Source organism: Pueribacillus theae (genome assembly GCF_003097615.1).
GTDB classification, from domain to species: domain Bacteria; phylum Bacillota; class Bacilli; order Bacillales; family UBA6769; genus Pueribacillus; species Pueribacillus theae.
The window spans coordinates 1-17,027 of sequence record NZ_QCZG01000024.1; the positions used below are offsets into that span (position 1 = coordinate 1).

At 39.1% G+C, this 17,027-nt stretch carries 18 protein-coding genes and 1 riboswitch; of the genes, 3 read left to right on the plus strand and 15 right to left on the minus strand.

Annotation, left to right across the window (positions count from 1 at the left end; translation table 11 throughout):
- Positions 1 to 63: 63 nt before the first annotated feature.
- Complete coding sequence (locus DCC39_RS11660) at positions 64 to 1,743, minus strand: 2-oxoacid:acceptor oxidoreductase family protein (RefSeq protein ID WP_165820849.1); 1,680 nt, start codon at positions 1,741 to 1,743, stop codon at positions 64 to 66.
- A 29-nt stretch (positions 1,744 to 1,772) separates the two neighbouring features.
- The gene (locus tag DCC39_RS11665; protein WP_116555082.1) at positions 1,773 to 2,021 is read right to left on the minus strand and encodes a ferredoxin; all 249 of its coding nucleotides are present in this window, start codon (positions 2,019 to 2,021) and stop codon (positions 1,773 to 1,775) included.
- 1,854 nt (positions 2,022 to 3,875) lie between these two features.
- Between DCC39_RS11665 and DCC39_RS11675 the strand changes: the two genes are divergently transcribed.
- On the plus strand, positions 3,876 to 4,532 hold the full coding sequence (locus tag DCC39_RS11675) for a GntR family transcriptional regulator (protein ID WP_116555083.1): 657 nt from the start codon (positions 3,876 to 3,878) through the stop codon (positions 4,530 to 4,532).
- A gap of 235 nt (positions 4,533 to 4,767) precedes the next feature.
- On the opposite strand, the gene DCC39_RS11680 is transcribed toward DCC39_RS11675, so the two are convergent.
- Positions 4,768 to 4,923, minus strand: coding sequence for a DUF1540 domain-containing protein (locus DCC39_RS11680; protein ID WP_116555084.1), 156 nt, complete (start codon positions 4,921 to 4,923; stop codon positions 4,768 to 4,770).
- Between the two features lie 172 nt (positions 4,924 to 5,095).
- On the minus strand, positions 5,096 to 5,248 hold the full coding sequence (locus DCC39_RS11685; protein WP_116555085.1) for a DUF1540 domain-containing protein: 153 nt from the start codon (positions 5,246 to 5,248) through the stop codon (positions 5,096 to 5,098).
- A 150-nt stretch (positions 5,249 to 5,398) separates the two neighbouring features.
- Here DCC39_RS11685 and yfkAB point away from each other — a divergent pair, with 150 nt between their 5' ends.
- Positions 5,399 to 6,532: a radical SAM/CxCxxxxC motif protein YfkAB gene (gene yfkAB, locus DCC39_RS11690; RefSeq protein WP_116555086.1), complete on the plus strand. Its 1,134-nt coding sequence runs from the start codon at positions 5,399 to 5,401 to the stop codon at positions 6,530 to 6,532.
- A gap of 79 nt (positions 6,533 to 6,611) precedes the next feature.
- On the opposite strand, the gene DCC39_RS11695 is transcribed toward yfkAB, so the two are convergent.
- The 5 genes from DCC39_RS11695 to DCC39_RS11715 all read right to left on the minus strand — a co-directional run bounded on the left by DCC39_RS11695 (position 6,612) and on the right by DCC39_RS11715 (position 11,693).
- A complete protein-coding gene (locus DCC39_RS11695; RefSeq protein ID WP_116555087.1) occupies positions 6,612 to 7,322 on the minus strand; it encodes a cytochrome c biogenesis CcdA family protein in 711 nt (236 codons plus the stop codon).
- A 51-nt stretch (positions 7,323 to 7,373) separates the two neighbouring features.
- On the minus strand, positions 7,374 to 7,901 hold the full coding sequence (resA, locus tag DCC39_RS11700) for a thiol-disulfide oxidoreductase ResA (RefSeq protein ID WP_116555088.1): 528 nt from the start codon (positions 7,899 to 7,901) through the stop codon (positions 7,374 to 7,376).
- 107 nt (positions 7,902 to 8,008) lie between these two features.
- Positions 8,009 to 8,437: a disulfide oxidoreductase gene (locus DCC39_RS11705; RefSeq protein WP_116555089.1), complete on the minus strand. Its 429-nt coding sequence runs from the start codon at positions 8,435 to 8,437 to the stop codon at positions 8,009 to 8,011.
- Entirely contained in the window at positions 8,434 to 9,168 is a 735-nt protein-coding gene (locus DCC39_RS11710; protein WP_116555090.1) for a DsbA family protein, read from the minus strand. The genes DCC39_RS11705 and DCC39_RS11710 overlap by 4 nt, the downstream gene beginning before the upstream one ends.
- A 323-nt stretch (positions 9,169 to 9,491) precedes the next feature.
- Entirely contained in the window at positions 9,492 to 11,693 is a 2,202-nt protein-coding gene (locus DCC39_RS11715; RefSeq protein WP_133243485.1) for a heavy metal translocating P-type ATPase, read from the minus strand.
- Between the two features lie 168 nt (positions 11,694 to 11,861).
- Between DCC39_RS11715 and copZ the strand changes: the two genes are divergently transcribed.
- A complete protein-coding gene (gene copZ / locus DCC39_RS11720) occupies positions 11,862 to 12,080 on the plus strand; it encodes a copper chaperone CopZ (protein WP_116555092.1) in 219 nt (72 codons plus the stop codon).
- A gap of 117 nt (positions 12,081 to 12,197) precedes the next feature.
- Here the strand turns inward: copZ and wrbA are convergent, their stop codons facing one another.
- The 6 genes from wrbA to DCC39_RS11750 form a co-directional block, all read right to left on the minus strand.
- On the minus strand, positions 12,198 to 12,809 hold the full coding sequence (gene wrbA, locus DCC39_RS11725) for an NAD(P)H:quinone oxidoreductase (protein ID WP_116555093.1): 612 nt from the start codon (positions 12,807 to 12,809) through the stop codon (positions 12,198 to 12,200).
- A 143-nt stretch (positions 12,810 to 12,952) separates the two neighbouring features.
- Positions 12,953 to 13,408: a MarR family winged helix-turn-helix transcriptional regulator gene (locus DCC39_RS11730; protein WP_116555094.1), complete on the minus strand. Its 456-nt coding sequence runs from the start codon at positions 13,406 to 13,408 to the stop codon at positions 12,953 to 12,955.
- A 317-nt stretch (positions 13,409 to 13,725) separates the two neighbouring features.
- Entirely contained in the window at positions 13,726 to 14,571 is an 846-nt protein-coding gene (locus DCC39_RS11735) for a MetQ/NlpA family ABC transporter substrate-binding protein (RefSeq protein ID WP_116555095.1), read from the minus strand.
- A 64-nt stretch (positions 14,572 to 14,635) separates the two neighbouring features.
- Complete coding sequence (locus DCC39_RS11740; RefSeq protein ID WP_116555096.1) at positions 14,636 to 15,301, minus strand: methionine ABC transporter permease; 666 nt, start codon at positions 15,299 to 15,301, stop codon at positions 14,636 to 14,638.
- Positions 15,291 to 16,304 (minus strand): methionine ABC transporter ATP-binding protein, encoded by a 1,014-nt coding sequence (locus DCC39_RS11745; protein WP_116555097.1) that lies wholly within the window; start codon positions 16,302 to 16,304, stop codon positions 15,291 to 15,293. Before DCC39_RS11745 ends, DCC39_RS11740 begins: the two co-directional genes overlap by 11 nt.
- A gap of 84 nt (positions 16,305 to 16,388) precedes the next feature.
- A riboswitch (SAM riboswitch) is annotated at positions 16,389 to 16,493 on the minus strand.
- 157 nt (positions 16,494 to 16,650) lie between these two features.
- A complete protein-coding gene (locus tag DCC39_RS11750; protein WP_116555098.1) occupies positions 16,651 to 16,989 on the minus strand; it encodes a KGG domain-containing protein in 339 nt (112 codons plus the stop codon).
- Positions 16,990 to 17,027: the final 38 nt, after the last annotated feature.

The window sequence follows — 17,027 nt, forward strand, 5'->3', positions numbered from 1 at the left end:
TAGCTTTTTTAAGATTTAATTTCCAATTCTCTAGTTTTCAGGTGTTGACATATTACCGCTGGGCTAAAATTGATAAACCTTATTCTTTTTGTTTAAAATATGAACTACAGCTTCTTCAAACTCTTCGTTTGTATAGTGTTCACCATCAAAACGTAAAAGAGACAGTATTTCCTTATCTTGAATTACATCTTTGATAATTGTACGTATTTGTCCAGTTGCATTATATTCAGCAACTATAACTTTCTCTAGATTTGTTAAAGCCATTAATAATTCTTCCTGAGGAATAGGGACTAGTTGACGAATTAACAAACCTTGAAATCCATCGTTATTTTTAACGAAATATTCAATCAACTCACCTATTGAGCCAGTTCCTATAATCATGATGGGTGCTTCACTGTTCCCAATTCTTGTAAAATGCCGCTTGTAATCAATCTTATCTGCCTTTTGCAAGCGCCTCTTATGAAGCGTTTTTCTAATTTCCATAAAATTCGGTTCCATCCAACCCCTTTCATCATGTTCATCACCACTTGCAACATATGCACCGCCTTTAATTCCAGGTATTGAACGTAGCGGAGGAGAATGATCTGCCTGTGGTTTATATCTTACATAAGATTCTATAGTAGTGTTTAAGTTAGTAAGGGTTGGGCCTCTGTCTACTTCCACACTTTGAAGGGCATTTTCGACTAATGACCAAGGAATAGAAATATTTCTTACAGCAAGGTCAAGATCAAGTGCAATAATTACTGGACACTGATAATAGTCCGCTAAGTTTAGTGCTTCTTGCATTGTAACGATACAGTCAATTATACTAGTTGGGGTTAACAAAATTCGAGCAAACTCCCCATGACCAGCATTTTTAAGATGCTGTAGATCACTTTGCTCGGTTTTTGTAGGCATACCGGTTGAAGGTCCTCCACGTTGATTATCAATAATTACTAGAGGAATTTCTGTGGTAGCTGCATAACTTAACCCTTCTGTCATAAGAGCTAATCCCGGTCCACTAGTCGCGACGAATGTTCTTTTACCTGCGTAGCTGCAACCAATTGCAGCATGAATGGCAGCAATTTCATCTTCTACTTGATAGGCTTGCCCACCAAGAGAAGGCAGCCATTTAGAGAGATTTTCTAATATTTCTGATGCAGGAGTAATGGGATAACCATAGTAATGCCTCACATCACCAGAAATAGCTCCTAAACTCAATGCATCATTCCCAGAGATTGTAATATTATTTGAATTTAAATTAATTAAGGGGACTTCTGTTTCAACTTGTTTTCCTAATTTATATCCTTCTCTCAGCAATTTTAAATTTGATTCACTCCTAAATTTAACCATTACTTCCTTCTCAATATAATCAATATGAATTCCTAAATATCCGGAAATAACCCCTACGCACCAAACGTTATAGCCAAGGTTAGGTACCTCAAATTGGTTTCCACTAAGCAACGTTGTTGCCTTAGACGAACCGAACATCATTTTATTATCTTTTATTCTTAGTTTATAATTGTCTACACCTTGATTATCCCAAACTATTGCAAGATCTATTTTTTCAATTCTTGGTAGGGGTGTCTGGCTATCTTTTTCAGATATATAAATCTCAAATGATGTGTAACCACCACGAATAATGGTTGAAAAATCCCTCCATGAACGGTGTGAATAACCAAGTGAATTAACAACAGAGGAAATAATCTCTCCAGCAGTTTCTATTCCTTGTCCTGTTAAACCGGCTATTGCAATACTCTTCATTTTTTTCATCCTTTCATTGTAAATAATACTTATTTTACTCTGTGACCCTCCTCTACAAATGTTTCTTTAGAAACCTTAATAGAGCCTGTCGGACATCCTTCATATGCTAATAACATATCAGGGCGCAATAACTCTGGCACTTCTACAGATCCTTGGTTGTCATCTAAAATGACATATGCGATACCTTCATCATTGTAATTATAAATTTCAGGTGCTGTTAGTCCACATGCTCCACAAGCAATACAAGTTGATTGATCCACTTTTGTGAATTTTGGCATTTTATCACCCCAATTTAAATCTAAATATGAAGCTTATAATATAAATTTGTAAAAAGTTGCCTTTGATTCACCTTCCTCAATTAATATCTGATATCTGATACATCAGATATTAATGTAATTATTCTGTATTGTCAATAAATTTTTGCTAAAAGTTTAAACTTGTTTTCCTAAATTTTCTTTTTTATATTGATATATATTCATACTTGCCATTAATCTCTATATAAAACCTTTGTATTTTCGGTGACATATAAAAGAGGTTAGTTTAATTAGTAGTTTAGTATGAAAGGATGGAGGAATAGGTCATATGGAAAAAATAGGCATTACAAAATAAGCTTATTGTAAAAGTGGGCTTGGAAAAAATTGTATTAACTTAAAACTATCAAGTATATATACACTTATCGGGGATTTGATAACCTAGGGTTTCAAGGTATCGAATTGCCATGTTCTCCGTGATCTGTGGTGCATAAGTTGGTTTTGATTTGGAGTCAAGCTTGTATAATTCCTCGTTAAATGTCTCATTCTTATCTAGCATATGGTAAATGCACATAAGTTACTTATGTGCAATAAAATAATCGCTTTTTTGTGACCTCGACGTTTCTTGATTTGTTCATAATGGATTTTGAAGTAAAGACATGTTTTACTCTGAATAGCGTCATTGGCACATTGTACTAGTAATGGCTTAATGTAAACGCCTACCCGTGAAATACGTACTGATTTCTTCTTTCCGGCATTTTCATTGTTTTGTGGTGTAAGCCCTACCTAGGAACATAGATGTTTATCAGAAAGAAACTCGGACATATCAATACTGGTTTCACCAAGAATACCAATAGCTGTAAAGATATCTTTGATACTTGGTAAGGATAAAATTAATTCAATTTGTGACATGTAGGCTGAACTAATTTTAAAACAACAGATTCAATATCGGCGATATGCTTTTCAATTCATTCTGTCAATATGGTCATTTTATCGGCTTATGGCTCCGTCAAATTCCCTTGAATGGATTATACAATGGTGTCTGTTTTATTTTTCCTCTGTGTGGCATTGATGAAACATCGAAATCCGTATCATCAGGATGTCAAGAATATGATGAATAATTCGTATATAACTAATGCCAAAAGTATCCGAAAATACATCTGAAATCATAATGTTGGATACAGTAAGAGAATTTTGAGCGCGATTTTTTCCCTGACTTAAAGTTGATGAGTTTAAACCGATATCGTATAAAATCTCAAATTTGACGAATGGGCAGGGGGTATAATCAAAGCCAAATCGAATCTTTTTTATTGATTTTCTTGGCCGCGAATATCCTTGACATATTTGGGGTTAGCGACGACAACCTCACAGTCGTGCTCCAAAATATTAAACACAGGGTGTCAATACTTTAGACTCCATACAGACAAGTTTGCAAGATTGGGATTTCAGCCGGTGAAAGTTGAAAATTGTTTTTGGTTGGTATTCCGTATCCCCGATTGGTTCGTCGTACCGACCATTGCAATAACAAATTTTTTGTGGATGTTAATTCCACAGCAAATAGGGTAAACAATTTTGAGTATAAACATAACCCCATAAAGTTTATAGTGAATAAAGCAAACATTGACAGTTTGCCATAATAAACGGGAATTGTTTATACAATGATTATTTTACGTGCTTGATGGCACACTTATTTTACTTGAAGATGGCAAACGGCACATCTTAATATAAGGGCAGTATGAAAACTGCACCACTCACCTCCCCATGCTCTGTAGTGTATCTGCTTATCCAAATACATTATACAACTATTAGCAAGGTTGGAGAGATTTTCTCTTTCATTAAATTTTTGTGCCTTGAGTACAACGAAAGGAATGAAAATTAAGTATGGAAACTGATAATAAATTCGATAACCGAAATTTGAACGAAAAAATTTATTTCTACTTAAGAACTAAAATTATCAACAATGAATTAAAACCCGGAACAAGGATAGATTATAATGAGTTCTCTATGGAACTTGGAGTTAGCAAGACCCCCCTCCGTGATGCTTTTCATCGTTTACAACAAGATGGGTTAGTTGAAGTCAGAAGTCGTTCAGGCACCTTTGTTAGCATCCCACAGGCTAAAGACATTGAAGAAATTTTTGATGTTCGAAAAGCACTTGAAAGACAAGCTATAGAATCAGCTTCTAAAAGAATCCCAAAGAAGAAACTAAAAGAGTTATTTGAAAATGTGGAAATAGCTGAAAAGGCTATAAACAAAGGGAGTTTTCAAACCTTTTTTGAATCAGATCGACTTTTACATAAAACATTGGTACAGTACTCAGCTAATAGTCGTTTAATCAAAATTATGGAGTCCTTGGAAGCTCAAATTACTTGGATAGGAGTGATTATTGCAAATACATCAGAAAGACCACGTCAAGCAAATGAAAGCCACGGAAAAATACTAACTGCTTTATTAAATTGTGATACAAAAACCGCCCAAGATCTAATGGAACAGCACATTGAAGAAATTAAGCAAATGACTTTAGAAGATTTTTTATAATTACCTTTTCACAAATTAATACCGTACAAGCCAAGACAATGCCGCTGCAAGCGAGGAGCAGCTTGCCATGATGGAAGAAATCGCATCGTCCGCCCAAGCTCTAACACGTCTCGCAGATGAAATGGCCGATATGGTAAGAACGTTTAAATTATAAAGCGAGGCTCCTATATGGCATGTTACGAAACTTCGTGAAAATGATGGAAGCCGCACAATACGTGCGGCTGCTTCTTCCCAATTAATGGACCTTTTTCTCGAACGTTTTGCAATCAGTCTCCTTTACCGTTTCGGCTTCATATACATGTGATGTAATGAATATTTTATCTGCATCACATTTGTTGCCTTCAACCCAATATTTACATGTGTCGACATCACATAACACATCTTTCGCCATGGTTTTCACCTCTTTAAAAATTAGTTTAAGATAAGACAAGGGCTAGCACCTGTATCTTTTTATTCCCGCTGGAGCTTACAGTTAAACTTTTTTTAAACGTGTTGAAACCATGGCGATTAATTAAATTAATATGTAAAATTTAAGCCGTGCACAAGCACGGCTTTAAAATAAATTAATGAACAGGCTCGAATGTTTTACAATCGGTTTCTTCTGTTGTCTCTGGATTTTTCACCTGTTTCACAACATAGATTTGATCTGCGTTACACTTGTTTCCATCTCCCCAAAAGGTGCAAGTATCCACTTCACAAAGGACGTCTTTTGCCAATTCATCCACCCCCTTTCCACTAGGTTTAGCGGATAAGAAACGGACTATTCGGTTTCAACTTTGCCGCTTTTTAATCAATCTGGTAGTTTTTCACAAGAAAATGCCCTAAGATAAGGAGTAGGGAATTTTTTTAATAAAGGGGACTTTTACATGCATACAAAACATAAACAGATAACGATGAGTCCTAATCATGACCCTTGGGAAGCTTATTTAGACGTAGAACAATTTGGGGAAATGAAGCTGTCGAATATAGAATTTACAACCACGACTATTTGCAACATGCGCTGTGAACATTGTGCAGTTGGCTACACACTCCAGCCAAAAGATCCTGAAGCTTTGCCTCTTTCACTTCTAATAAAGCGTTTGGATGAAATCCCTTTTTTGCGTTCATTCAGTATTACAGGCGGCGAGCCTATGCTTTCAAAAAAGTCTGTGGACAATTATGTCATTCCATTACTGAAATATGCACATGAGCGCGGCGCGAAAACACAGATCAATTCTAATTTGACGCTTCCAATTGAGCGGTACGAAACCATTTTGCCTTATCTTGATGTTCTCCATATTTCTTACAATTATCATAGCGTTGATGACTTTGCCGAGATTGGGTTCGTTAACATGGATAGACAATTATCTCATACACATCGCACAGCTTATTTTGAACGTATGGTGTATAATGCAAAAGCCTTATCAAGCCAAGGCGTATTTATTTCTGCTGAAACGATGATAAATAAGCGAACGTTGCCCCATCTTGCATCGATCCACGAAGCGATCGTTGACATGGGGTGCAAGCGCCACGAAGTCCATCCGATGTATCCGAGCGACTTTGCGAGCGAACTAGAAACGGCCACACTTGATGAAATTCGAAAAGGGATTCATGAACTTCTTGATCACCGAAACGAAGATATATGGATGTTATTTGGGACATTGCCATTTTATGCTTGCAGTGAAGCAAAGGAAGATCTGATGTTAATCAAAAGGTTAAAGGAAGAAAAAAATGTAACCGTCAGAAACGATCCGGATGGCCGCTCAAGGCTTAACGTGAATATTTTTGATGGTTCCATCATTGTTACAGATTTTGGTGATGAACCAAAGCTAGGCCATATCCAAACAACAAGCTTACCTGAAGCTTACGAAATATGGAGAGAAAGCAATCTTGCAAAAAGCCTGCACTGCCACTGCCCTGCTGTGAAATGCCTTGGCCCAAATTCGCTCGTAAAAAATGCGTACTATAAAGAACATGATTTTAGCAAAAAAAGAGAAAAACTTACTATGATAACCAATTAAAAAAACCCCGAGCTGAACTGTACCTCCAACTGTTAGTTCTGTCTAACAATAAAGTGCAGTTCAAACTAGGGGTTTTTCGTTAAAATCCCATAAATCCTCCGAAAAGGTTATTTGTTAAAAAGGAGGTTAATTTCGTCATCCAACCGAAAAAGAGAAACACGCCCATCACGATCATCATATAACCGCCGACTTTTACAATCTTATTGCTGAATTTTTTGATCCAATTCGTTTTTCCGATAAAGAACGCCAGCAAAAAGAACGGGATGGCGAAACCGAGTGTATAGACCATCATATAGAGAAGCCCTGACCCTGGATTTGTCATGCTAAGCGTAACGACCGCTGCAAGAATGGGGCCCATGCACGGTGTCCATCCAGCGGCAAAAGCGATGCCAATCAAACTGGATCCGATGTAGCCTGAAGGGCGATTGCGAAACTTATATGTGCTATCTTGCATCATAAATTTTGGCTGAATCGCACCAATGATGACAAGACCCATAAATACGATTAAAATGGCGCCGATTTGCCGGATAAGATCGCTGTATTTCGCGAATAATGTGCTAATAAAAGTCGTTGATAGCCCTAAGACGACAAATATGACAGAAAAACCGAGAAGAAAAAAAGCCGTATGCAAAATGGCCCGCTTTTGCAGCATGCCGTTTTTCTCTCTTAATTCCTCAACGGAAACACCCGTTATATACGAAAGAAAAGCGGGGTATAGCGGCAATGTACAAGGAGAGATAAACGATAGGACACCTGCTCCAAACGCCAAAAAGAGATTTAAATCTGCCATGCAATCACACCTTTTTAGGGAATTCATAAATATTTCAACGTTCACATTGCACTATGGCGTAATTTTCTCCATCATCTGTTGGATTTCAGCTTCTGTTAATCCTTTTGTCACGCGATCAACAACTTTACCATCCTTATCAATTAAAAAAGTGGCCGGGATCGGTTTAACGCCATACGCCTTATATACTTCCTCGCGTTCATCAAGCAAAATGGGGAAAGTTAAATCATAGCGCTCAACAAACTTTTGTGCTGTTAAAGAAGGTTCCCCTACATTGACAGCCAATATTTCAATCCCTTTTTCTTTAAATGTTTGATATTGATTGTCCATGAATGGCATTTCCTCTTTACACGGCGGACAATAAGTTGCCCAAAAGTTTAAAAAAACACCTTTTCCTTTATAATCACTTAATTGCACTGTTTTCCCGTCAAGTGTTTGCAATTGAAAGTTTGGGGCTGTGTCACCGGAATGAACGACTTTGCGATCGTTAAATACACTTGTAAAAATGGTGTAGCCAATTGCGGCGACAAGCACCAGTAAAATCGACGTGCGGATGAGCAAGCGCCTTTTCTTTTTTTCCATCTCCATTCCTCCGTGCCATGTACAGACTATGATTAGTCTACACTTTAAATGTATAGAATTTGTGAAGAATTGAAAAATGTTTATGGTAGAGAAGCGAAAGAAAGAGTCTAATCGGCCGCAGCCTGATCAGTCTCTTTCCTTAAATAAATCATGAAAACAGTGATTAGGCTAAACGCAACTAGCGATAAAAATGGGATTGTGATAAATCCAAGCCAGTTCATGTACTGGCCAGAGCATGGTATTCCATCCGTACATTGAATGACTTGATGAAACAGGGTTGTCTTTTGATGTAAATAATGAACGGCCGCCAGCGCGATCCCCAACATACTTAACGGGAGTGCATAAAACATCACATTTCGATCTTTTTTGTAGAACCCTATCCCTAAAATAACGAGAAGAGGATACATTAAGATGCGTTGATACCAGCACAATTCACATGGAACAAATCCTTTTATTTCACTAAAGTATAAGCTCCCAATGACAGCCACAATCGACACAAGCCAAGCCATCAGGCGAACAGTGTCAAATTTATTCATTTTCCTTCACTTTCTAACAGGCGGTTGAATTCTTCTTTGATTGCGGAATAATCATTCCACTTTACGAACTCTTTCCCATTGATAAATATTGTAGGTGTGCTCGATACACCTGCCTCCTGTGCAATAACGATATCTTCATTGACTTTCGAAACTTGGACGTTATCCGCCATGTTTTGCTTAAACAAGCTCATGTCAATGTCAGGTACATTCTTTTCCACTAGATTTGTCAAAAAGTCAACCGTCGCCCATTCCGCTTTTTCCCCACCTTGATTTTTATAGACGGCATCATGGTAATCCCAAAATGCTTCTTTATTTTGAGAAAACACTTCTTCCCCCGCTTTTGCAGCAGTGATCGAATCATCAGCAATAAATGGAAAATTAATAAAGAAGAACTGAACTTGTCCATTATCGATAAAATCTTTTTTGATTTTAGGATAAACTTTCTCTTGAAAAACTTTACAGGCAGGGCATTTATAATCGCCGAATTCTACCATTTTAATTGGGGCATTCCCACTTCCAACGAAAGGCTGCCCTTCATACGAAAAATCATATGTTTTCGGCTCCTCATTTGCCGCTTTGTTGTTGCTATTTAGCGCAAAAAACACGAAAAACGTTGCGATGACAAGGCCACAAATTGAGAAAAAAATGATGGCCGGCAAATTGGACTGCGGCTTTTTCCCCGGCCGGTGAGCCGGTGTTTTTTTCGGGTTTTTCTTCTTTTTCTTTGACATGTTTACCCCCTCCTAAACTTCCCTAATAGAGGTTGTTCAAAAAGTCCGGAGGCTTACAGGAGGTAAGTCAGTTCGACGTTATCACAGGACGTGATGCTTTTAGTCGAACTTCCTTAATAGGCTGCGAATCTCTTCGTCAGCTTGCTCTTCCGCTACTCACGTATCCTACAAACATACGCTGCGTTCCTTGGAAAAGAAAAACACTTTTCCTGCGTGCGATGCGGATGCTCACGTAGCGACCAGCTTGTGCTCAGAGCTACGCTTCCTCGACCTTCTTGCCTCTCGTTGTCCTCCTTTTTGAACAAACACTAAAACTACCTGCTTTATGCCATTTTCCCATGGCGGGGCTTCCATCGGTTTAAAAATAATGTATTCACTACAACGGAAACAGAGCTTAATGCCATTGCGGCTCCAGCTAAAATCGGATTGAGAAACCCCAAAGCTGCAACTGGAATTAAAACAACATTGTAGCCAAATGCCCAGCCTAAGTTCTGTTTGATTTTGCGAATGGTTGCGTATGATAATTGAATGCTGTCTGAAATGGACAATAAATCCCCGCGCATTAAAGTCACATCAGCAGCCTCAATAGCAACATCTGTCCCTGTTCCGATCGCAATTCCGACATTAGCGGCCGCAAGTGCCGGTGCGTCGTTAATCCCATCGCCGACCATAGCTACCTTTTTGCCTTTCTTTTTTAGCTTTTCCACTTCTTTTGCTTTATGCTCTGGGAGCACTTCTGCAAGAATATGTCCAATGCCGACTTCGTCTGCAATCGCCTTTGCTGTATGCTTATTGTCACCTGTCATCATGATCACGTCAATCCCTCTGTCCTTTAGCTCTTTAATGGCTTGCCTTGACGACTCTTTCACCGTATCGGCAATCGCAAAATAACCAATCAAGCGATCGTCCTCAGTAACCATAATGACGGAATTTCCTTTTGCCTCAAGTTTCTCCATTTCATTTGCTAGATTGGAAATATCAATGCGTTTAAACTCCATTAATTTTTGATTGCCTACGGTATATGTTTTATTTCCAACGACAGACATAACCCCGTAACCTGGCATGGCTTCAAAACGAACAGGGTTTTCAAGCTTTATCTTCTTTTCTTTCGCGTAATCAATAATCGCTTTTGCAAGTGGATGCTCAGAAGCCTGTTCAGCACTTGCAACTGCTCTTATCATATCATTTTCGCTAATAGTAAAAGCACGAATCTTTGTTACTTCTGGTTTTCCTTTTGTAATTGTTCCAGTTTTGTCAAGAATAACCGTATCAATATCCTTCAGCATCTGCAAATGGCTGGCGTCCTTAATAAGAACCCCATTTTCAGCCCCTTTCCCTGTTCCTACCATAATCGCTGTCGGTGTTGCTAACCCAAGCGCGCAAGGGCAAGCAATGACAAGCACTGCCACCGCGCTGATTAAAGCGGATGAAAAACCCGCAACAAAAAAAGTGATCACAAATGTAAGGAGAGCAATCCCGATAACAATGGGTACAAATACGGCCGAAATCTTATCTGCAAGGCTTTGAATCGGCGCTTTTGAACCTTGCGCTTTTTCAACCATTTGAATAATTTGCGCCAAAGCGGTTTCTTTTCCAACCTTTGTCGCTTTCATTGTAATGGAGCCGTGTTTATTTATCGTTGCCCCGATTACGGTGTCTCCTGCTTCTTTTGTTACTGGCAGGCTCTCTCCTGTTAGCATCGACTCATCAACCGATGTTCTGCCTTCAACGACTAGTCCATCTACAGGAATTTTTTCGCCAACCTTTACATAGAGCACATCCCCCTTTTGAACTTCGTCAATAGGAATGTCCTGCATAACGCCATTTCGGATGACATGGGCAACCTTTGCTTGAAGCCCCATTAATTTTTTTAAAGCTTCTGACGTTCTGCCTTTGGCTCTTGATTCAAGCAATTTTCCAAGAATAATCAATGTAATAATAACGACTGATGCTTCAAAATACAGACCTATTTCTTGTCCATGAAAAAATAGAAATGTACTGTACAAATACGCGGAAAGCGTTCCCATCGCAACCAAAACATCCATGTTTGCACTTCCGCCCCTTAATGCATTGTAGGCCCCGCGTATAAACCGCCAACCCAGCGTAAATTGCACAATAGTTGCAAGAACGAATTGAATCCAGCCTGGCATCATAAGCGACATGTTGCCAGTTAAATCACCGGCCATTTGCACAAGAAACGGCAATGAAATAACAGCTCCAATTAGAAAAGATTCGCGTTGCAGTTTATATTGCTTTTCTTTCTCGGCTTTCTCAGCCTCCGGATCCTTCGAAACATAAGGATGCGCCTTATATCCAGTCTTTACGACCTTCTCAATCAATTGGTCTGTATTTGTTTTCTTGTTATCAAAGACAATCGTCGCCTTTTCATTCGCTAAATTTACATTGGCTTCGGCGACACCTTCGACTTTTTTTAATCCTTTTTCCACCCGGTTCGCACATGCCGCACAAGTCATACCTTCTATGTCTAACGTTACTTTTTCCATAGCTGCAGGTTGAGAAGCCATTATAACATCTCCTTCCATATACCTGCTCAGGGTATAGTTTCATCATCATATAACGATAGAAAAATTACTGTCATATCGAAAAATTGACAGTGTAAATTCTTCGCTGCTATATTAAAAATACAATGCATGGAAAAATTGTACAAGCATGATACCTTGGGAGGTAACGAAATGACGGAAAATATTACAATAAAAATTCAAGGCATGACTTGCGATCATTGCAAAGCGGCTGTTGAACAAGCTTTAAACGAAATTGACGGCGTTCATTCCGCTGAAGTTAATCTTAAAAATGGAACAGCAACAGTGACATATGATGCCAATAAAGTTGATATTGATCATTTTACTGAATCGATTGATGAGGCAGGGTATGAATTTGTAGGCCAAGTATAAATCCGGAGGTCGGAAGACAGAGGACAGAAGCCGGTTCGTTTAATTTTTCGAGTGGGCAAATTTTAAAAAAACAGCTTTCACCGGTCTTGAAAACAAGACTAGTGAAAGCTTTTTACATTATTGCCGGCCTTTTTTCACCCATTCAGCAACTTGAACGGTACGTTTCGCTTGATGCTTCACGGCTGCTTCCACATCTTCGACCATGTTGCCATCTTTGCCCTGGGTTGCGCTCGTTCCGTAAGGATTGCCGCCCGCTCCGAAAATCGCTTGATCCGTATAGCCGGGCGCTACAATAATGGCTCCCCAATGCATCATTGTTGTATAGAGCGCTGTAATCGTCTGTTCTTGCCCGCCGTGCGCATTCTGAGCAGAGGTCATAGCGCTGACAACTTTGTTCGCAAGCTTGCCTTGTGCCCAAAGACCTCCTTGCATATCCATAAATTGTTTCATTTGGGAAGGAACATTTCCGAATCGCGTCGGTGCACTGAATATCATCGCATCTGCCCATTCCAAGTCATCGCTTGATGCCTCAGGGATATCTTTCGCCTCTTCGTAATGCGCTTTCCATGCGGGATTGGATTCAATTGCTTCTTGTGGGGCTAATTCTTGAACCTTTAGTACTTTTACTTCTGCACCCGCCTCTTTTGCAGCTTCTGCCGCCATTTTTGCCATTTTATAGTTTGTCCCTGTCGAGCTGTAGTAAATGATTGCTAAATTTACATTGGACATGTAAACATTCTCCCTTCAAAAATGATCATTTTATTATGTCTAAAAATCCGACTTTCTATCCAAATCAGAATCCAAATTTCAATACCTACGCTAAATTAGCCTACAATCAGATAATCTTAATTCGAGATATTTTATTAAAAAAATTACTTCATTTCCTGCGCGTGAAAGCCGAGCTTTTTCAACATCGTAATCATACGCTCTTTCTCACTGTCATCCAGCCCTCCGAAGATGTTAGATATCGCTTTTTTATGGGCTGGAAAAATGCCGGCGATTAATTCTTTTCCTTTTTCTGTTATGACAGCAAACGTGACACGCCTGTCTTTCGGGCACGGCTTTCTCATCAAAAGTCCTTTTGCTTCCAGCTTATCAACGACGTATGTAATACTTCCGCTTGCAAGCAAAACTTTTTTTCCGATTTGTTGTATCGCTTGATCGCCTTTATGATACAAAAGCTCAAGTACAGCAAATTCAGTAGGGTTCAAACCGTGGCTTTTTATATCTTCCGTTACACGGTCAGTAATTTCCCGGTATGCGCGCGACAACACGACAAACAATTTTAGCGACAGTTCATCTTTTGTTGCTGTTTCCTTGTTATCCATCAGAATCAAACCTTTTTGTTAATGTATCTTGATTTCGAGACAATTATTGCATGTCTTATATCTGGATGTCAAGCAACAAACTAGATTACTTTCACCATTTACAGAAGTGAGGGACTTCTGCTGAATGAAGTTAAACTTTTTCATAAAGAAAACTCGCCGATTGGCAAGCCTTAAAAGGCGAAGACAGAGGCGTAGTTGCCCTGATACTTTGGACTTAAAATTTGCTGCTGCGTCGACTTTTCTACTTTGCTGCAAATTTATACTTTCTTAACTTGCAAGAAAAGACCTGAACAATTAAGCTGTTCAGGCCTTAAAACTTACTTCATCCAATCAGGCTTGCTATACCCTTGGAAATCTTTATCAATAATTTCTTCGAATTCTGGTGATTCAACGACTTCTTTAATATCCTTTGTAAATTGAGCATCCAGATCAGCTGTTCTTACTGCAATGAGATTTTGATATTCAGGAACGATATTTTCAAGGACAAGTGCATCAAGTAAATTCATTTTTGCTGCTAAAGCGAAGTTTCCATTAATCGCCGCCAAGTCAACACTTTCAAGAGTTCGCGGCAGTTGGGCTGCTTCCACTGGCTGAAATTTTATGTTTTTCGGGTTATCTTTTACATCTTTTTCAGAAGCCTTCAATGGTTCAACGTGATCACTAATCGTAATTAAATCTGCATCTTGAAGCATTAATAGCGCTCTTGCTAAATTCGTAGGGTCATTTGGAATCGCGATCGTGCTGCCATCTTGTATTTCCTCAATGCTTTTGATTTTATTAGAATAAAGGCCAATTGGCACCGTAGGGATTGTAATGAGATCAGATAACTCAAGATTATGTTCTTTCACAAAATTATCTAAATAAATTTTGTGCTGAAACATGTTAACATCAAGGGAACCGTTATCTAATGCGATATTCGGCTGGACGTAATCGCTAAACTCTACAACTTCAATCTTGTAGCCTTTTTCTTCAAGCAAAGGCTTGATTGCTTTTGAGATCATATCGCTGTAAGGACCCGCTGTCGCACCGAATTTTAGTTCAGTTTTCTCTGTCTTACTGTCCTCAGCTTTTTTTCCATCAGAACCTGCATCTTTTGTACCGCCACATGCTGCTAGCAAGCCTACCAGTAAAATTACGGTTAAAACACTAAATACTTTTTTCATCGTTTTCTCTCCCCAACTATTTTTCTTTTTTATGTTTAATAGGATATTTCCTATTTCGCATCCTTTACCTCTTATCAATGAGACGTGAAACTCTGTCTCCTGCAATCTGAATCACTTGAACGAGAACGACGAGGATTATGATTGTAGTGAACATAATCACATTGTCATAGCGGTAATAACCGAACCGAATCGCCAAGTCGCCAATGCCGCCTCCGCCTACAATGCCGGCCATCGCAGAATAGCCAATCAAGCTAATCGTCGTAATTGTAATGCCGCTCACGAGGCCTGGACGCGCTTCAGGTAAAAGCACTTCTTTAATAATCATCCATGGTGTGGCGCCAGCCGCAATCGCAGCTTCAATTACCCCCTTATCAATTTCTCTTATTGATGACTCTACGATTCTAGCGAAAAAAGGAATCGCAGCGACAGACAGCGGCACAGCTGCTGCAGTCGGTCCAATCGTTGTACCGACAATTTTTTGTGTGAACGGAATTAAGGCAACGAGTAAAATAATAAAAGGGACGGAACGAATTAAGTTCACAACAGTACCAACAATCGATTTCACAATTTTGTTTTCTAAAAATAAATCTTTATCCGTTACATATAGCAAAATACCAAGAGGCAAACCAAAAATGATAGCGATACACAACGCAATCGCAACCATGTAAATCGTCTGCAAAAATGCAGTATTAATTTCTGGGATAAGCTGTATAAGTGAATCAAGCAGCATCTGCGATCACCTCCAAACTTTCTGTATGTTTTGTTATATAGTCAATCGCTTGATTAACCTCTTGCTTATCTCCTGTTACTTCCATAATAAAAATGCCTAACGGATTGTCTTTAATGTATTCAATTTTCCCGTGAAGAATATTCCCCTTCACGTTAAACTTTTTAAACACATCTGAGATTAACGCTTCTTCGGCTGAGACACCTTTAAATTGAATTTTGATTAATGTTCCTTTTCGATTTTGGCTTAGTCGCTCAGGCAACTGTAATTGCAAAACAGTTTCGATAAAATCTTTCGTGAGCGGCTGCTTAGGATTGGAAAAAAGATCATATACCAGCCCTTCTTCAATCACCCGGCCGTCTTGCATCACCGCCATCCGGTCACAAATCTCCTTCACAACCTCCATTTCGTGCGTAATGACAACGATCGTAATCCCAAGTTTTTTATTAATCGATTTAAGCAAACATAAAATCGATTTTGTCGTGCTAGGATCTAAAGCAGATGTCGCTTCATCACAAAGAAGGACTTTTGGATTGTTTGCAAGCGCTCTTGCAATGCCGACACGCTGCTTTTGTCCTCCGCTTAATTGTGCTGGGTAGTGCGAGGCCCGATCCCCTAAGCCAACAAGTTCAAGCAATTCAGTGACACGCTCGTTAAACTTTTTTTTTGGAACGCCGGCAGCCTTAAGTGCAAATGCTACGTTTTCATAGACAGTTTTTGAACTAATTAAATAGAAGTGCTGGAAAATCATTCCGATTTTCAAACGGGCTTTACGAAGTTCGCTACTGTTTAGGGTCGTCAAATTCACACCATCAACGAGAACTTCCCCACTTGTCGGCTTTTCAAGTAAATTTAAGCACCGTAAAAGAGAGCTTTTTCCCGCACCGCTGTATCCCACAATTCCGAATATCTCACCTTCCTTTACTTTCAAGGAAACATTGTTGACACCTATTGTTTTTCCTTTTTTTGTTTTGTATTCTTTAACAAGATTTCGAACTTCTATCAAAGATAACCCCCCTAAACTCTATGAAAAATAAAAAAATCCCTTCCATTTCTGAAAGAGACTCGCGTAACTAAAACAGTACGATATGTCTTATCTTTCAGAATGGAACCATTCTGCAGGAAGTAGCACCTTTCCATTTCTGGAGGTTGCCGGACGTCATTGGGCCTGTCCCTCAGTCACTCTTGATAAGTTTTTTGATAAGTGATTAACACCTATCTTAATTCCTAGTATTCTTATTGTCAATATATATTTTATAGATTTTAAATTTTTTATTTAGCAACAAAAATAATTTAGACACAGAAAAAGGATACGGAACGAACCGTATCCTCACGTTGCATCGATTACTTTACTAGTCGTCGTCGCGTTGTTTCGCGCGGGCGTTTCCGCCTTTTTCTCCTATTTCTTCATAGAAATCTCTGTCATGGTTTTCAGAGGTGGCTTCGCCGCCTTTGCGACCGATTTTTTCATAGAAATCTCTGTCATGATTTTCAGCGGTCGCTTCGCCGCCTTTGTGGCCAATTTTCTCATAAAATTCTCTATCGTGGCTTTCTGCTGTGGCTTCGCCGCCTTTACGGCCAATTTCCTGATAGAATTCTTTATCATGTGTACGGGCTGTTTCTTCTCCACCCATGCGTCCAGCTTCTTCAACACTCATTTTTCCGTCGTTATTATTCTTATCTTTTGCCATCTTTAATTCCTCCTTTAAATTAGTTTCGTGGCTTACAG